We start from the raw sequence: 19,091 nt of genomic DNA, 5'->3' as shown, positions 1-19,091 counted from the left end.
GCTGCTTATTCGATATAATCAACAGGGTAGAGGAGTGCCTGCATGATAGGAAATCCATTTAAGAGGTACAGAATCGACCGATTATTTTTTGGCAGCTTTGCTTTGCTCGTAACCCTAGTCATTATAACGATTATATGGATAAGTTATAGTCTGACTTCAAGGGAGCTGGCGACTACCGCATCTACCAATCAACAAAAACTTCTTAATGAACTGAACAATGAAATTACATCGCGAATGGTCACCATCGAACAAATTTCATTGTCCAAATCCCGGGACGATTCGTTGCTTTCTTTATTGGCGGGCGACAATGACGAGGATGAATTCATCAGGTACCAACAGTTTAAGGAAGTTAAACAATCTCTGGCGAGCTTGACGAATTCGATGCCGCTAATCGAAGGAATCGATGTGTTTATGAATGACCCCGGTTACGGGGACTCGGTAAGCTATATTCAGTTTTTGGATTTAAAGGAGGCTTCGCGACAATATTGGGCGGAAAGCATTAAACGCAACGATTTTGCATGGAGCGACGAATATAAACGCGCTTCTTTTAAAGGAGAAATCTCCGTCATCAGTTTTGTACGCACCATCCTCTATAATAATAAAAGGATCGGGTATCTGGTTATCCATCTAAAGTCGGAACTGCTTGGTCATGTATTAATAGGCCACTCCACAAGAGAAGTGAGCAGGATCATGCTGGATATGTCGGGGCAACCGATACTCCAAATCGGCAATGTCCCGGATGCGGAAACATGGGCTGACCTTAAGGCCAAAATGGACGGTCCCTCGGGGGTATTCCGGATCGAGGCAGGCAACGGGACCTCGGCATCGCTGTTCGTATACGCTCGGAACATTAACTCCAATTGGACTTTGGTGGAAATAACCCCTTGGTCCGAAATTACCAAAGGAAGCGTGAAGCTGGCGAAGGTCATTGCCGCCATTGGGGCCTTATCCGTTCTATTAACGTTAATCATAACGATGCTGCTCAGCATGCAGTTCACGAAGCCGATCAAGAAGCTGGTCGGCGCGATGAATCGTTATTCCGTCGACGGCGAAAATTTGAAGCTGCCGGATGACTACAGGAATGAGTTCGGGTATCTTTTCTCGGGATATCGCAAGCAGAATGAACGTATCGAGCAGCTGGTACAGTCGCTTCGCGAGAGGCACGAGCTTCAAAAAAAGGCCGAAATGGAAGCTTTGCAGGCCAATATTAATCCGCATTTTTTATATAACACATTAGATCAGCTGAATTGGATAGCCATAACCAATCATCAGGAAGAGATTAGCCGCATTCTGGAGCTTATGGGACGAATGTTTCGGATCGGGTTGTCCAATGGCAATACGTTTATTACCGTTAAAGAGGAGATTGAGCATTTAAGCTGTTACCTGGAGATTCAGCAGATTCGCTACAAAGGCGCTTTGCAATTTTATATAGATAGTCCGGAATCCATCCAGTTGCTGTACATTCCAAAAATGATATTGCAGCCCTTCGTAGAAAATGCGGTCGTTCATGGCTTCCACAATCGCAGCAACGGAACGGTCCGGATTCGCATCAAGCAAACAGAAGGCAAGCTCGTTATCGAGATCGAGGATGACGGACAAGGTTATCAGCCCGCCAGGACCCCGAAACGTAAAACAGGCGGTTATGGCATTCGCAATGTGAGGGAACGTATTTTCGCTCATTTTGGCGGCGATTATGTTGTCGAGCTGAAGTCGCGCGAAGAAGGGGGAACCCATGTCGGCGTGATGCTCCCCGTTCTGTATACGATCCCGTAATCTTGAGCGGTAATCGGAAAATATCAAATCAAATTGTGCATCTTTCTTGTATAAATAGAAAATTGTGCTTGTTAAGATGGGGATAGATCAGGACCGCAGAAACAAAGGGGGGGCAAAATGGCAGCTCGGAAAAAAATAGCCGGGATTGCTGCGGCAATTGTATTGGCCATGACGTTAACGGCTTGCGTATCCGGCAACGATGGCGCGAATCCGGCAAAACCCCAAATCGGAGAGAAAGTAAAGCTGCGCATGATGTGGTGGGGAGCTCAATCCAGGCATGAAGTGACGCTTAAGGCATTGGAGGCTTATTCGAAAGCCAATCCGCATGTGACATTCGAGCCGGAGTATTCGGGCATGGATGGATATTTGGACAAGCTGTCTACCCAAGCCGCCGCCCATAATGCTCCGGATATATTCCAGATTGACCCCAGCTGGGTAGCGGATTGGGCTTCCCGGAATCAGCTTGCCGACCTGACGGAAGCTATCGATCTTACAGATATTGATTCCAAGTTGACAAGCATCAGCTTGATCGATAACAAGTTGTACGGCGTTCCGTTAGGGTCGGTAGCCCATGGGATGATTTATAACAAGGCTGCCATGGAGAAGCTCGGCATCGCTCTTCCCTCCATGGGATGGACCTGGGACGATTTTTTTCAATTCGCGATAGAGGCGAAGGCTAAGCTGGCCGGCAACCAATACGTATCAAAGGATTACGCGGGAGATTATTTTGCCTACAGCGCCTATCAGTACGCGAACGGCAAAGGTCAGCTGATAACGGACGATGGTAAATTTAATATAGATAAGGACCTGTTTTTGGAGTGGGCCAATCGATGGCAGCTGCTGCGCGAATCAGGGGCCGTACCGCCGGCTGACGTCAATGCGTCGGATAAGGAATTTGATCCTTCCGCGGATCTTCTGGTCAAGGGGGCCATTTTGCTCCGGCTTGCATTCAACGCCAGCTACGGTGGCTGGGACAGCATGAATCCAGGCGCCTATGCTTTGGTGACGATGCCCAAATCCGCAGAAGCGGGCGGCTGGTTGAAACCTTCCTTGTTCTTTGGCATATCGCCTTTCTCCGATAACGTCGAAGAGGCCAAGAAGTTTGTCAACTGGTTCATTAACAGCGAAGAGGCTGGCGAAATTCTCGGAACCACCCGGGGGGTTCCGGTCAACACCAAGGTGGCTACCGCGATAGAAGCCTCGTTCAGCGATGCGGATAGGGCGGGGATGGAATTGTATCACGCCACGCAACAGAACGGTCAACAATGGTCGCCTGGCCCCAGCGGCTGGACGAATTGGGTGGATAAGGACTGGGCGCTTGTCCGAGACGAACTCAGCTTCGGCAAAAAGACGCCGGAGCAAGCTTACGAGGCCTTGCGGAAGACGGCCAAGGAGTACGAATAATCAAGAGATGAACGAAGGGGACGGAGCCATGTGGAAAATCGTGATCATCGACGATGACCGTAATGTTCTGCAAGGAATGAAGCAGGTCATTCCGTGGAACGATCTGGGAGCCGAATGGGCGGGCGAAGCAACCGATGGAGAAGAAGGGCTGCAACTGATCCGCAAGGTGAACCCCGATCTTGTCATTACGGATATTTATATGCCGGTCATGGGCGGCTTGGACATGATCGAATTATTGCGCAACGACGATTTCAACGGAAAAATCGTCATTTTAAGCGGATATTCGGACTTTGAGTATGCTCGTCAAGCGATGAGGCTGAGTGTCGCCGACTATTTGAGCAAGCCGGTTAGCGTATCTACTTTAAAATCCATCCTGCACAAAATCGTAACGCAGCTGCAGGAAGAACGAATGAAGGACAAGGAGCATGCGGAACAGTCCGAATGGCTGAACAAATTCCAGCCCTTTATTGAGAAAGAATGGGTCAAATCGGTTATTTCGGGCACATTGGAGCCTTCGTATCGCAAAGACGAGAAATTACCGGAATCGTACAGCTTTTGGAGAAAAATCAGTCATCTCGTCATCGGCATCGAAATTGTTCGGGATGCGCGCTTGAACGCCGTACCTATCGCGGATTTAAACCTGTTTCGGTTTGCTGTCGGCAATATTATCAATGAAATCGCGAATCCCATATTCGACTCGTATTCGCATACCGAGCTGCACGGCACACGATCGGGTATTGTCATTCATCTCCCCCGCTCTCCTTCGCAAGAAGACCTCCACATGAAGCTAAGACAACTCGGTACCGAAGCCATCGAAAGCGTAAGTCGATACTTGAATATTAATCTTAGAATCGGATTGGGCAGCCTTAAGGGCAGTTGGCTGCAAATTTCGGATTCGACGGAAGAAGCCTTCCGGTCCATCGAGCTGAGAGAATCCCCGTCCATGAAAGGATACGAGCTCTATCAATCGGGTAGAACCGAATGGTCTGGGGACATTGGGCCCTTGACTCGTCCAGTGAAATTTTATCAGGAGCTTACAAGCGCGATAAAAGCAAATCAGGAGGGACTCGCTCTCCGCATTATAGCCGATCAATTCCTGCTCCTATCGTCCAGGGGCCGATATACGCCATCTGAAGTGCAGCTTCTCGCCGGCGAAATGTGGGGCATTCTTAATTATAGCTTATACGAGGCGGGAATCGTGTTGGACGAGAGATCTCCGCTGAAGCTTCCTCAACAAGAGATCGTGATGCTGACAAGAATCGATATGCTGGAGCAGTGGATCACGAAAACGGTAAGCGCGATATGCTCCAGCAGAGAATGGAAGGGCAATGGTAAACATCGGCAGGCGGTGGACTTCATGCTGCAGTATATTCACGACAGCTATGCGGAAGACGTAACTCTTGCAGATCTAGCGGACAAAGTCAATATGTCCCGAAATTACTTATCCGATATCTTTAAAAACAGTGTAGGCGACACGTTTAATAATTATTTGACCCGCGTAAGAATGGAGAAGGCAAAGGAGCTGCTGCTGGAGAGAAAAATGCTGGTCTATGAAGTGGCGAGCCAGGTCGGGTATAAGAACGTGCCGTATTTCAGCACGCTATTCAAAAAATATATCGGCAATAATCCAACGGAATTAACGAAATAACGCAACGTTATAACGATTTATACCTTACGCGAGAATCGCTAAACTCCCGTGCTGAATAAGCGGCGGGAGACAGTCATCAATTGTAAGCGCTATCAATTCCATTTATCGAGAGCGGAGGCGGATTGCAATGAACTTAAACTGGTATTATCGTTTGATGTTGTCCTACACGCCTATTTTTTTTGTGGTGATTTCTTCGGTAATCATCATCTTTTTTACGACCTTAAACCATCAGTCCGAGAGCAGATATATGGAGACCAATCGATCGATCGTCACGCAGATGATGAAGAATACCGAGGTCAATCTGAAGCTGATTGAACGAAATTCGGTTAGCGCGTTGATAACCGACCAGCATATTATGGATTATTTTTCTCAGCGAACGAAAAATATTTATGATTATTACGTCATTCAAAAGAGATTAATCGAGCTCAAATCCTCATTTCCTTTCGAAAGCTCCATCTATATGTACCGGGAATCGAATCAAATGATTTTGTCCGATTCCAATACGTACTCGCTCGATTCTTTCGCCGATAGCAAATTTCTCCGCGATAACATAAGTCAAGCCGAACCAAACAAATGGACGGAGCCCCGCGAGTATACGCTGTTTACCAACAACAATGGGCAAAAAGTAGTTTCTCTCATGAAAAAATATAAGTACCCATCGCAGCAAACGGGAATTATTGTCATTAATATCTACGTCAATCCCATGATGGAATACCTTAATCAATTCGGCGAACTAGAGCAGTCGAAAATCCATATTCTCGACTCCGAAAATAAAGAGTTCCACAACGTATCCGACGGTCAAACTCCGGTGTCCAGCTTTCAAACCAAATCGGATTATACCGGGTGGGCCTATTCGGTCGAGAGCGTCAATGCCGCAAGCTTCTCCGCAATCTCTCAGCTGTCAAACATCTGGTTCATCCTTGTCCTCGTTATCATCGTGTTAGCCCTTATCTGGTTTACAATCATCACGCATATCCACTACAAGCCGATCCATAATCTCGTCGAGAAGATCAATTCGTCGATCGGGATTAAAAAGGGCGCAGGCAACGGCATGAAAAGAAGGTCAAACGAATTTAACATCATTGAATCGGCATTCGAAAATTTGCTGCAAAAATCGATGGATTATAACTCCTTGCAGCAGGCGGAGGCCATTCATCGCAAAAGAATTTTTATCCAGGAGCTTATTGCCGGTCAACGCGTTATTAGCGCCTCGGAGTGGGACAACGAGGCTTCCGTGCTGGGACTTCCAATCGACTACGACCGAATATGCGCCCTTTCTGTAGAGATAGACCGATACCATATGTTTTCCGAAAACTACAAACCCGGCGATCAACACTTGCTCAAGTATATTCTGGAAAGCGCCCTCAAGGAATCGGCAAGCGAAAGGAACATAATGCTGCACTTCGCTTGGACGGATCAGCATCAGGCGGCGGTGGTATTGTTTCTTAAAGAATGCGATCTTCCCTATGAAGACAAGATCTATGAAATATGCAACGTATACAAGAATTGGATACAAGACAATCTGGAATTTACCATATCCGTCGGAATAGGCGCATGCGTGGAAAGCGTAACTCAAGTCGCGACATCCTATCGCATTGCCGTTTCCCATGTTTGCCTGAAAGCTGTATTTGGAACCAATAGCGTGATTGATCGACTAATGGCCCAGCAGAAGTCGGACATGGATTCTTACGTTGTAATGGGCATGATGCCGGAAATGATTCACCTGCTTAGAAAGGGGGATGACGGCTGGCGTGACAAGTTCGAGCAGATGGTCGGCGATCTGCGGGGCAAGAGACTCGGAAGGTCGGAGCTAGTCGCCTTTATAACGAGTCTGATGCTGCATCTGGACAAAGAAATATTATCCATGCCGCGGGACATGGTGAATGTATGGGAGAGCAATTATCGTAACCGCTTCGAGAAGCTTGCCAATTTAGCGGAGACGTTGTCGGATTTCTGCCAAGGAGCTGAAGACGTTTTAGGAGAACTGGCCGTGCAATTAAAGCAGCAGCGCGAAAGCAACAGCAACAAATCGATCGCGATGCGAATGAAGGCGTATATCGATCATCATTTTGCGGATTCGGATTTGTCTCTCGTTGCCGTGAGCGATACCTTCGATTTGCCTTCAACCAATGCAAGCATTTTGTTTAAAAAGGAGACCGGAGAGAAGTTTATCGATTACGTCTTAAAGGTTCGGCTCGAGCATGCGCGGAAGCTGCTCGTGGATTCGGATGATGCCATACAAATCATTGCCGAGCGGGTAGGTTACGCGCATGTGCTCTCCTTCCACCGGGCGTTCAAGAAAATATTCGGGTTTCCGCCAGGCGAGTACAGAGCTATCTATCGTACGCAACGAAAAGGTTAGGAGAGGGCTGATGCATAGCGGGTTTTGCGTTCGAAACAGGGGCCTGTTAGCTTTGCAATAAAGGTAAAGACGATTCAAATCAGCTCAAAATCAAGTCGATTTTTTCATGAAAGCAGCTGGTTAGGAGCTTAATTATTGTCAATGTTCAAACAAGCGGGCTCGATGATACATTAGTGCCTGTAAGCAGCGCCTAACCATGCATGGGCCGTTGGCAACGACTAACTTAAGAAGGAGGTAGATGGCCATAACAACCAAGCCGGTGCGCAGGACGGCACCACGACTGCCGTTACGCTCCTTGCTCCGAGACTGGCAGCTATACATCTTGATTCTGGTACCCTTGGTGTTTTTCGTAACATTCAAGTACGTACCGATGTTAGGCGCCGTCATCGCGTTTAAGGATTACAACATTTTTAAAGGCATTTGGGATAGTCCATGGATCGGCTTCGAGACGTTTAGGGAAATTTTCCAGATGCAAGGATTTTACCTGGCGTTGCGAAATACGTTCATGCTGAATTTGCTCGATCTGCTGGTTAGCTTTCCTCTTCCCATCCTGCTGGCCATCATCCTTAACGAGCTTCGGGTCCATTGGTTTAAGAGGGGTGCGCAGATGGTGCTGTATCTGCCGCATTTCATCTCATGGGTCATTATTGGAGGCATCGCGATCCAATTGCTCGCGACCAATACCGGTATCGTCAACAATGTATTAAAGTCCTTTAACCTGAGCACCATCCCGTTTTTGACAGATCCGGTGTATTGGGTATTTACGTATCTAGGTATCGGAATTTGGCAAAATGCAGGATGGGGGACCATTATCTACCTTGCGGCTTTAACGGGAATCAACAAGGATCTTTATGAAGCGGCCGATGTAGACGGCGCCAGCCGATTGAGGAAGATATGGCATATCACGTTGCCGGGCATAAAGCCGACCATTATTATTTTGCTCATCATCAATATCGGGCATATGGCCAGCATCGGCTTCGACCGGCCGTTCGTATTAAGCAATCCGCTCGTCACCGATGTTTCGGAGGTCATCAGTACGTACGTGTACAAGACCGGAATCCAATCGGCCCGTTATACAATAGCTACGGCTATTGGACTATTTCAGGCGGTCATCGGTTTGATCTTCCTCCTGTCTGCCGATTTGATTTCCCGCAAGGTCAACGATCAGGGCATATGGTAGGAGGAGATAATCGTGACAAGCTCTAATTATTCCGGCGTTCGAGTGAACCGGAGCGACAAATGGCTGGATATCGTGCTTATTTTCGTCGTCTCCATTGCAAGCTTGCTTTGTTTGGCGCCCATGGTTCATATTCTGGCCTTGTCGCTGAGCGGTAACAGCGCCATTATGGCAGGCAAAGTGACGCTTATCCCGCTCGATATCGATTTGACGGCTTATAAAGCCGTATTCGGCAATGCTCAGATGATTCGATCGCTTGGATTTACGATAGGCATGGTGTCGTTATTCACTGTAATTGCCATGACCATGACCGTTATGGCTGCCTATCCGTTAACCAAAAAGAATCTCAGAGGGCGGGACTTCTTTCTCTTTGTAATCGTAGTTACGATGTTTTTCAGCGGCGGCATGATTCCGGAGTATCTGAACGTAAAAAATTTAGACCTGCTCGATTCCGTATGGGCTCTGGTTCTTCCGGGCGCCATCAACGCTTTTTATTTGCTCATCGTCAAGACCTTCTTCAGCTCCATCCCGTCGGAGCTGGAGGAATCCGCCAGAATGGATGGCGCCAGCCAGTTCCGAGTGTTGCTAAGCATTATTTTGCCATTATCACTTCCCGTATTGGCGACCATCAGCTTGTTTTATGCAGTCGGACGGTGGAACGGCTTTATGGATGCCTTGCTTTACATTACAAACTCTAATTTGTACCCCTTGCAGCTCCGACTTTACGAAATGGTCATGAATAGCCAGGTAAACAGCATGCTCGAGGGCATTGGCACGATCGCGCCAGTCCCCGAAAGTCTTAAGGCGGCATCCATTATGTTTGCCACGATTCCGATTTTGTTAGTATATCCATGGCTGCAGCGATACTTTGTATCCGGGATGATGATCGGCGCAGTCAAAGGATAGTGTTGAAGCAGGATTACAATCATTCAAAGGAGCGGGTCAAATGAATGCAAAGTCCAAAAAGTGGTCAGCCGGGCTAATGGCGGTGGCTGTATCGACATCCATACTTGCCGGATGCTCCGGCAACAATACGGGAGGGAATGAGCCTTCCGGCAAGCCGACAACCAATCCAACCTCCAATCCTGCAACGGAAGCGCCTAAGAGCGATCCCATCACGCTGCGCATCGAGTTGTTCGACCGCAATAATACGCCGGCCGGCGCCCCGCCGATCACGGACAATTTCATGACGAATTACATTCAGGAGAATTTCGGGGATCCGAACAATATTAAAGTCGAATTTGTAACCGTACCGCGGACTCAAGAGGTAGAGAAATTGAATGTGCTGATGGCGGCCAATCAGGCTCCGGATCTGGTATATACGTATGATACGCCAACGGTGCAGAAATACGTCAAAGACGGCGGTTTGACCGATCTTGGACCTTATCTCGAGCAATTCGGGCAAAACCTGAAAACGGTTTTGGGCGAAACCGTTCTGAATTATGGTAAATTCGAAGGCGTTCAGTACGCGATTCCGGCCCGCCGGGTTCTCTTGCCGGAAAGCACGACAATCATGCGCCAGGATTGGCTGGATGAGGTGGGCTTGCCGATTCCGACAACGACGGATGAATTCTACAATACGCTGAAGGCGTTTAAAGAGAAGAAGCCCGGCAAGTCCGGCGACAAGGTCATTCCTTATAGCAACATCGATCCATTCCATAGCAAGCCGCTTCAATATTCGTTCTGGGAATGGGATAAAATTTCGGATGCCGATCTATACGCGACGCCGGACTGGCTGCTGCCGGGCAACAAGGAAGCGTTCCGCTTCATGAACAAGCTGTATAACGAAGGTTTGATCGATCCGGATTTCCCGTTGACGATGAACAAGGATTTCCAGAAGTTCCAGAAGGACTTGATCAACGGCGTCGTTGGATCGGGCACGGCCAATACGAATGAGCCGGTCTACCAAGGCTACTTGGCCGAGGTGAGCAAAGCAGATGCCAACGCGAAGGTCGTTCCGATCAATCCGTTTACTACTCCTGACGGCAAAACGCCCAAAGCGCTTTATTCGCCAAACGGAATGTACATCTTCGTTCCAAAAACCAGTAAAAACGCCGAAGCCGTAGTCAAGTATCTGGATTGGATGGCCATGCCCGAAAACTTCATTCCGTTGCAAAACGGAACGGAAGGCAAAACCTACGAAATGGTAGATGGCGTGCCGCAAGTGCTTGATAACGAGGAAGCGAAACAAACGCTCTACAACTATACGGATTACGCCATCATTTTGAACGGCAAGCTCGCAAGCTCGACAGACGAGAAACTAAACCTTGCGGTAAACGCATCCGACCCTAATTATAAGGATTTCACCGTCGCCAGCTTCGAGATGGGTACCAAGGACGGCGTGATCAAGCCTAGCGTTACGACGCCGATTCAAGCGGAAATTAAATACGCCACGACTCTTAAAGAGAAGACGGATGAAATTTTCGTTAAAGTCATAACGGCAAAACCGGCAGACTTCGATAAGGTCTACGATAACGAAGTCAACGATTATATGAAAATCGGCGGACAAGAAGTCATGGACGAGAAACGCCAGGCATTCGAAGCCACGAAATAAGAATCGCAGGCATGAACTCGATTCTCCGCCTCGTCGGCGGGGAATCGATCATGCGTACGCGGGAATAGAAAGCGATCGGCATTGGAAAAGGCGGATGCCAAGTAACGGTACATAAATACTTCAGCGAAATGTAAGCGTGTTCATTAATGAAGATTTCATAAAAAGGAGGCAGACTTATCATGTTAACACGATTTAGGAGAAGGACTCTTGCGCAGTTGACGGCTGCCGCATTGGCGGCATCCATCGTTGCTCCGGCATCCTTGTCCATGAGCAGTACGGTTCAAGCCGCTGCAGATGCCGCCCCGGTAACAGCGAACTGGTATACAACATACCAGGAAATGGATGGCGTAGGCGCGGCCTATGCCTATACGCCTTCCACACAAATGATGCAGCTCGCATCCGCGGGTCATCAGGAAACGGTCAGAAGATTGCTGAATATGACCTTCGACGAGAAGAACGGCACGGGGCATGATATCGTTCGCGTCATGATCGGAGACAACGGAGGCGTCGCCGCAAGCGGTACGGCTGCAAGCCCCGGATTCAACCCCGTCACCTCGTTGCCCGCGGATGTCGCGAATCCGGGATTCGATATAGAGGGCAATCCCATCCCCATGAGGGGGACGGCCGGTCAATACGGCTATAAAATCGATGCCGAGAATCGCTATTACGATGGCAACACCGACAGCATCTGGCCGAACGAGCCGGCGCATGAACCAGGCACGCTGGTGCCGCTCGAGAATTTCGTGTGGAATTATCCATCCTGGAACGAGCCGATTCCGAACGATGCCGGCGGCCCGACCAATCTGCTTAGCGACAAAGGCGCGGATCCCGTTGTCATCAAGAACGCGCCGCGCACAAGGAAGGAGTTATTCGACTTCGACCAAGTATGGACGATGCGTCAAGCCATGCAATACGGCGTCGAGACATTCTATGCATGCGTGTGGACGGTGCCCTATTGGATGAGCAATTCCTCATCCAATTCGCCGAGCAAGATTATTCGCAACGATGTAGCCATTATCGATGGCAAGCAGGTGAAAATCTATTATCAGGCGTTTGCCGATTATTTGGTTTATTACGTAAAAGGCATGTGGGAGCAATGGGGGATTCCGATTACCCATGTAGGGCCTTTTAACGAGGTGGACTTGGCGGGCGGAAGCGCGGCTTATGTAACCGAGCTGGTCAACGAATATGTCGGCCCTGCATTGAAAGCAGCCGTAGAACCGGGCGGGGCTCTGTACGATATCCAGAATCCCGACGGCGAAGCCATCGACTTTATCCCTCAGCTCGTTGCGGTGGATGGGACGAACCTTAACGCTTCATTGAGCAGAGGCGGTCAGATGTTCTCCCAAGTCGATGAAGCGACTGCCACGATGAAGAATCCGTTTCTTGACGTGTTTTCGACTCACTTGTACGGTACGACAGGGATCGGCACGGACGAGAACAAGCTGTATCATACGGGCGGCTTCTCGCAGACGCCAATGGATTATACGACAGCGGGCAACTCGTATCCGCAGTATCTGACCAAATACAAGCTTTGGCAGACGGAGTTCATGAACCAGGATACCGGCGACGGTTCCGCCGGCGCCTATACCAATCGGTACGGCAATCAGAACATCAACGATGCGGTGCGTTGGTCCAACCTGATGACCAATATGTTTACAAGCAATCCCGGCTTCAATGGCTTCATCTGGTGGAGCATGTGGGACAACAACGGCGTCGACGGTTCCGACTTGATCCGCTTCGTCACAACGAACTCCCAGCAGGAGCCGGGGCGCATTAGCACATTGACCGGGGAATACCGGATTTTCAAACGGTTTTACAGCTTCGGGCATTTCTCCCGCTTTATGAATCCGGGAGACAAGCGCTTCGATGTAACGCGCGCTCCGGCGCAAGACATTAACATCGTTGGTTTCCGCAGCAATACGGATTTCTCCATTACGATATCCAACGCCAAAAACGACGATAGCATTCAACCGCTGGAGTTCACGCTTAATCAATTCCCGGCAGGCACGTCGAGCGTGACCGTATTCCGGACTTCCGCCAGCGAGAATCAGGAGAAGCTCGGCACGATTCCCGTCGTAAACGGCAAGTTTGTCATCGACATTCCTTCGGCTAGCGTCGTTACGATTGTTCCATCCCAAGGCACATACGCGACTTTTGACAGTCTGGACGGCGAACGCGATATTTTCTCTTCGCTCGAGGCAGAAAGAAACGACAATGACGTGCAAGGAAACGAGGCCGGCCATGCAGGCCGCGCCAATGAAGCCGTCGCTATGGGCAACGACAGCTACCTTGCTTACAGCAATATCAACTTTGCGGATGGTTCCGCGAACGGCGGCGTAGTCCGGAGGCATCTGCTTTATCTAACGGCGCAAGCCAAGGCTGCCAATGGCGGCGATCTGGCGGCTTATGTTGTGCCGGTAGGCACGCATGTAGGCGATGCGAACGACATCCGTTCGTTAGGCAGAGAGGTGGCGCGTATTTCGGTGCCGGCCAATAACGGGTACGGCAAATACCAGGATAGGGTATCCACGGGCGACCTCAGCGCTTACGGCCATAAAGATTTGTATATCGTATCGGAAACAAGCGGCGGCCCGATCGTAGTCGACCGATTCTTGTTCGGGGCCAACGATTCCGACTGGAGCCCCGCCGCCAACAATTCGACGGTTTCTATACCGGGCAATTTGTTGATTAACGGCGACTTTGATACGGTGAATTCTTCCAATACGAGCAACTGGGCGGCAGGTCGATACGATAACGGCACGTTCCTGCAATCCGTAGCGGGTCCGGAGCTTACCGCGGACACGATTCAAAGCTACACGGGTCTGTCTCGTTATTTAAAGAACAACGCGACTTCGAGAATAGCGGGATCCGCGAAGCTGGCTAACCGGATCGATGCCGATAATCAGTACGACGGCATCTGGCAGGACGTGACCGGTACGCTGACTGCCGGAGAAACCTACAACTTCAAGGGACACTTTATGTCCATGAAACATCGTCCGGAGAGCTACGACGTTGCCGCGGACCATCCAGGCGATGTAGAGGTTGCATTGGTTTATTACGATAGCGAGGGCGAACAGCTGGCGCTGACGCCGATCAGCGGCCGCGATATGCCGGAGCCTTATCGGGAGCGCGAAGCCGGAGATGCCGGTTATTGGCAGAACGGTCAATTTATCGGACGCATTTTGCAAGGCGGGCCATTAAACCTGGCGTCGTTCCAGCCTCTTTATGTAAGAGTCGCGGACTGGCATGAAAGCGACAACGAATCTTTTGTCTATCAAGAGCCGGTCGGCACGGCTAAAGTCGTTTTGGCCGCCTATGCCAAGGATTCGAATATCATGTATGCCGATTTGCTTTCTTTGACGCCTCCCGTACTAACGACTTACACGATTTTTGTCGATGGAAGTCTGCCAGTAAGCTTCTCGCAGGATAAGCTTGACTATACGTACACGGTTACGGGTACGGAAGTGCCGGTCGTGACCGCGTCCTCCAATGATCCAAGCGTGAAGGTAAGCATCGCGCAGGCCGGCAGCGTCAGCGACACGGCAATCATACGCTTTATCAAGGGACAATCGATCAAGACGTTTACGGTAGCGTTCTCGACGACGCAACAATTCAACTTCGCAGAGGGTCTTCCCGATGGCTGGAGCATCGGAAACCCCAGCGGAGAAGCGTTCAGCTTCCATCCGGAGGGGAACGTGACATTGCATACGGTCAAACAGGATCCGCCGTATCCCAATAGCACGAATCTCCTGCAATTGCCGGGATCGGCGGAAGGGAACTGGACGCTGACGGCAAAGCTGACGGTGGACAAACCGCTTAGCGACGCCGCATTAACGAACGCGACGCAGGTCGGCATCGGCATCCGCAAAGCGGAAACCGGCGAATTTTTTAGACTTGCCGCTACTAAATTGGACAACAGCATAAAGGTCGTGAGTTCCGGGTTGTCGGGCTCGACGAATTCCAACAATCAGACCGTCGGAACGAGCTTGAGCGGTACCAATTACTTCCTGCGGGTCGTAAAGACGGGCAACGATGTACAAGGGTATTTCTCTACAAATAACGGGGCCAGCTATACCATTATGAGCGGCAGCCCCGGCGCAACCGTGCCGACCACGTTTACGCCGGATTTCTTTAGAGACGCAAAACTGCTATTATACGGCAATAACTTAAGCGCTTCCGATCTGCAAGTCACATACAACGATATAATCTTTGTGAAGTCGACGGGTTCTTCGGCGATCGGCGCGGATCAGTTGGCGGTTGAGCAGGCAGCCGGACTGATCGGTTCGACCGTCATAGTGCCGAATACAAGCGTTACGCAGCCGGAATCACTTGCGGCGCTAGCGCAAGACTACCTTAACCATGACGTGGAGCTGGGGGAGTTAGGCGTTTCCGTCACCGTAGCTGTCAATAACGGTAAATTTGCGTTGGCGATTGCAAAAGGCGCAGCTTCGATCCTTGTGCATGGAGTCTCGATTACGGGAGGCGGCGAAAGCCCGGACACCGCTTCGCCGACATGGGAGCAAGGCAGCGCCCTTGCGGGCTCTAACGTAGCGACGACCACGCTTACGCTGACCTGGACCGCCGCGCAGGATAACATAGGAGTTACGGGCTACAAAATTTATAAAGGCTTCGAGGAACTGGCAGCTGTGGCAGGAGCGGCAAGCTCCTACGACGTCGTCGGATTGGCTCCGGACACCGATTATGTTTTCAAGATCGAAGCTGGAGACGAGGCAGGCAATTGGAGCACGGACGGCCCGACCGCAACGGTCAGGACATTGCCGTCGGCCGACACGACGGCGCCGGTGTGGCCGGAAGAAAGCGAGCTTGCGGAATCCGGCGTCGGAGCGAGGGAGATTACGCTGACTTGGACGGCGGCCGAGGATGAGTCCGGGATTACGGGGTACAGGATTTTCAATGATTCGGAAGAAATCGCGACCGTGGGCGGAACGATATTGACTTACAGGGTCGAAGGTTTATCTCCGAATACCGAATACGTCTTTAAAGTAGAAGCCGGAGACGGCGGAGGCAACTGGAGCGCGAACGGTCCTTCGGTTACCGTAACCACGTTGACGGAAACGGATACTGCGGCTCCGACTTGGGCGGAAGAAAGCGCGTTGACGGCTTCCTCCGTATCTACCTACAGTCTCACATTGGCCTGGACGGCAGCTTCCGACGACATGGGAGTAGCGGGGTATAAAATTTATAATGGCGCTACGGAAGTGGCGGCAGTCGGTGGAGAGGTACGCTCCCATCAAGTGACGGGACTTTCATCGAGCACGGCATACACATTCTCGGTGCAGGCGGGAGACGCAGCCGGCAACTGGAGCACGGATGGCCCGACGGTAAACGCGACTACACAATCCGCGTGGTCTCCGCCGGAAACGACACCGACACCAACACCGACACCAACACCGACACCAACAGCAACACCAACACCAACACCAACACCAACACCGACACCGACACCAACGCCGAAGCCTACGCTTGAGCCCCATAACTTTAAGGATGTTGGCAATGGCAAGTACGACTGGGCGTCCGAAGCGATCGACGAGCTGTATGCGAATGGCGTCATCAAAGGCACGTCCGATACTAGCTTTAGTCCGGACAAAAATATAACGAGAGCGGACTTTGTCGTCTTGCTGGTCAGGGCGCTCGGCTTCGAGGCCGAAACGGACGATGAGGCAAGCTTCCTGGATATCCACACCGACGATTACTATTATGAGGCGTTGCTAATCGCGAAGCGGCTCGGCATCGTAACCGGCGTAGACGGAAGCAACTTTAATCCAAAGAGCGAGATTTCCAGGCAGGATATGATGGTAATCGTCGCAAGAGCGCTCAAGCTCGCCGGTAAATTGCCGTCCAAAGGAACCGCGGAGGATCTAAGCGGATTCCTGGATGCTTCAAGTGTTGCGGAATACGCGCGGGACAGCGCGGCGGCATTGATAAACGAGGGGATTATTAGGGGAGACGGCTCTTCCCTCAACCCGACGGGTTCAACTACTAGGGCGCAGGCGGCTGTAGTTATCTTTAGAATCTATGAAAGATAGATTTATTAACCGCAAGCAAGGTCAATGCTTCGCGCGGCGATAAATAACAAACAAGCACCTATAAGCCGGACAATTTGTAAGGAGTGTCCGGACTATAGGTGCTTTCGGTACCGTTTATTGTCCAAGATAGGCTCGTTCCAATTCGGCGATGTCAAACTTCTTCATCTTCCACGGCGAATCCCTTATGATTCAGTTCGCTCATTCGTCCAGGTTAGTATCTTAAAAGCAAGCGGGCATGTCGCCTCAAAAGTTTCGAATCAAGCAGGAATGCAAAGGCAGATGTCGAATACGGTTACAGAAGCTAATCGAACATGAAGGTGGTTGCAGGCGGTTATGCCGATTATACAAGCCGTTGAGCGGGCACTGCTCATTCTGGATTTATTCGACGAACGGACCCCGGAGCTGAAGATTACGGAGATCGGCACCCGGATGGGCTTGCACAAGAGTACGGTCCATTCGTTGGTGAGGACGCTGCAAGCTCACGGCTATATGGAGCAAGACGTTGATTCGGGGAAATATCGACTTGGCTTGCGGCTAATCGAGAAGGGGCAACAGGTGCTGCAATCGATGGATATTAGGCAAGTCGCCAAGCCTAGCCTGGAGCAATTCACGCAGAGCACGGGGCAGACGACGCATCTGGTCATATTGGATGGCGACGAAGGCGTATATATTGACAAGGTGGAGGGCGAACTTGCTCCAATTCGATACTCCCGTGTAGGCAGGCGCGTCATGCTGCATACCAGCTCCGTAGGCAAGCTATTAAGCGCTTATCAGCCGGATGCATGGCTTGACGGACTTCTTGAACGATACGAATTCGTTCGTCTTACGGCGAAGAGCATTACCGATGCGGCCGCGTTCCGCCGAGAGCTGGAACTCGTAAGAGAGTGCGGGTACGCTGTCGATAATGAGGAGAATGAGATCGGCGTCAGATGTGCGGCCGTTCCCGTCTTCGATCATCGCGGGCATACGTCGGCGGCCATCAGCGTATCTACGTTACGGTCGCGTGTTGACGATCGAGGGCTGGAGAATCTGATAACAGAATTGCAACAAACAGCAGCGGAAGTTTCCCGAAGGCTGGGATATAAGTTATAGTTGTTCTCCTTCCATTTGTTTAATTCGGCGATAAAACCCACCTCTAAGCGAGGTCGCTCTTTATTGAGAGACCTCCGTGGAGGTTTTAATATAGCAATATTATAAAACCGTGTACTATAATATAAAACAGGGAGTGGTGTTAATGAGATTAATTCAGTATTTGGACGGGGATCGGAATACGCTCGCGGCGGTCGGCGACAATGAAGTGGCTTATAGGCTGCAAGATAAGGATGTCTGGGAGTTGTTCCGCAGGGCGCAGCGGCTCGGCATGACGACGCTCGAGGCAATTGCTGCCGACATAACGGAGAAAACGCCGTTGCAAGGAGATTGGCGTTCTCTCGAACTGCTTCCTCCGGTGGATGCTCCCGAAGTGTGGGCGGCAGGCGTCACCTACCAGCGCAGCCGCGAGGCCCGCAACTATGAAGCGACCGGCGGAAAGGCGAATGCAGGCGCCACGTTCTACGATCTTGTATACGATGCCGAACGACCGGAACTGTTCTTTAAATCTACGTCCGCCCGAACGGTGGGGCCGGGAGGCACCGTCAAGCTTCGCAGCGATTCGACATGGCAAGTGCCGGAGCCCGAGCTGGGACTCGTGCTAAACGCCGCAGGGGATATCGTGGCGTACACGATCGGCAATGACATGAGTTGCCGGGATATCGAAGGTGAGAACCCGCTGTATCTCCCGCAAGCCAAGATTTGGAGGCAGTCCTGCTCCGTCGGGCCCGCCATTAGGCTTGCAGAAACGACTGCGAATCCCTATGACTTGGAGATGAAGCTGCGAATCTATCGCAATGAGGAGATCGTCGTCGACATTGCGGCGAATACCGGGATGCTGAAGCGGAAATTGGAGGAGCTTGTATCCTATCTTAAGAGGGACAATCTGCTGTTCGACGGGACGGTGCTTCTGACGGGCACTTGCCTGGTTCCGCCGGACGACTTCACCTTGCAGCCGAACGATCGTATCGAAATCGAAATTAAATCTATTGGAACGTTAGTCAATACTGTAGTCGCCTGATTGCGAAATAGAA

The 19,091-nt window shown here is 50.7% G+C and carries 10 protein-coding genes; all 10 read left to right on the top strand.

From position 1 onward, the window contains the following. Positions 1-42: 42 nt before the first annotated feature. The 10 genes from KJW29_RS14420 (at position 43) to KJW29_RS14375 (ending at position 19,078) form a co-directional block, all read left to right on the top strand. Positions 43-1,773: a sensor histidine kinase gene (locus tag KJW29_RS14420; RefSeq protein ID WP_246608723.1), complete on the top strand. Its 1,731-nt coding sequence runs from the start codon at positions 43-45 to the stop codon at positions 1,771-1,773. Positions 1,774-1,890: 117 nt separating this feature from the next. Beyond that, positions 1,891-3,177 (top strand): ABC transporter substrate-binding protein, encoded by a 1,287-nt coding sequence (locus KJW29_RS14415; protein ID WP_214630298.1) that lies wholly within the window; start codon positions 1,891-1,893, stop codon positions 3,175-3,177. Positions 3,178-3,205: 28 nt separating this feature from the next. Beyond that, a complete protein-coding gene (locus tag KJW29_RS14410) occupies positions 3,206-4,825 on the top strand; it encodes a response regulator transcription factor (RefSeq protein WP_214630297.1) in 1,620 nt (539 codons plus the stop codon). A gap of 127 nt (positions 4,826-4,952) precedes the next feature. Further along, the gene (locus tag KJW29_RS14405) at positions 4,953-7,187 is read left to right on the top strand and encodes an AraC family transcriptional regulator (protein WP_214630296.1); all 2,235 of its coding nucleotides are present in this window, start codon (positions 4,953-4,955) and stop codon (positions 7,185-7,187) included. A gap of 238 nt (positions 7,188-7,425) precedes the next feature. Then, positions 7,426-8,367, top strand: coding sequence for an ABC transporter permease (locus KJW29_RS14400; protein WP_087567970.1), 942 nt, complete (start codon positions 7,426-7,428; stop codon positions 8,365-8,367). 12 nt (positions 8,368-8,379) lie between these two features. Next, positions 8,380-9,270, top strand: a complete 891-nt coding sequence (locus KJW29_RS14395) for a carbohydrate ABC transporter permease (protein ID WP_214630295.1) — start codon at positions 8,380-8,382, stop codon at positions 9,268-9,270. A gap of 40 nt (positions 9,271-9,310) precedes the next feature. Further along, entirely contained in the window at positions 9,311-10,918 is a 1,608-nt protein-coding gene (locus KJW29_RS14390; RefSeq protein WP_214630294.1) for an extracellular solute-binding protein, read from the top strand. A 179-nt stretch (positions 10,919-11,097) separates the two neighbouring features. Beyond that, positions 11,098-16,968, top strand: a complete 5,871-nt coding sequence (locus KJW29_RS14385) for an S-layer homology domain-containing protein (RefSeq protein WP_214630293.1) — start codon at positions 11,098-11,100, stop codon at positions 16,966-16,968. Positions 16,969-17,301: 333 nt separating this feature from the next. Then, a complete protein-coding gene (locus tag KJW29_RS14380; RefSeq protein ID WP_214630292.1) occupies positions 17,302-18,060 on the top strand; it encodes an IclR family transcriptional regulator in 759 nt (252 codons plus the stop codon). 142 nt (positions 18,061-18,202) lie between these two features. Further along, the gene (locus tag KJW29_RS14375; RefSeq protein WP_214630291.1) at positions 18,203-19,078 is read left to right on the top strand and encodes a fumarylacetoacetate hydrolase family protein; all 876 of its coding nucleotides are present in this window, start codon (positions 18,203-18,205) and stop codon (positions 19,076-19,078) included. Positions 19,079-19,091 lie beyond the last annotated feature (13 nt).

Origin of the sequence: Paenibacillus agaridevorans (assembly GCF_018604145.1) — a bacterium.
Classification (GTDB): Bacteria; Bacillota; Bacilli; order Paenibacillales; family Paenibacillaceae; genus Pristimantibacillus; species Pristimantibacillus agaridevorans.
This window is presented reverse-complemented; position numbering and strand designations above follow the sequence as displayed.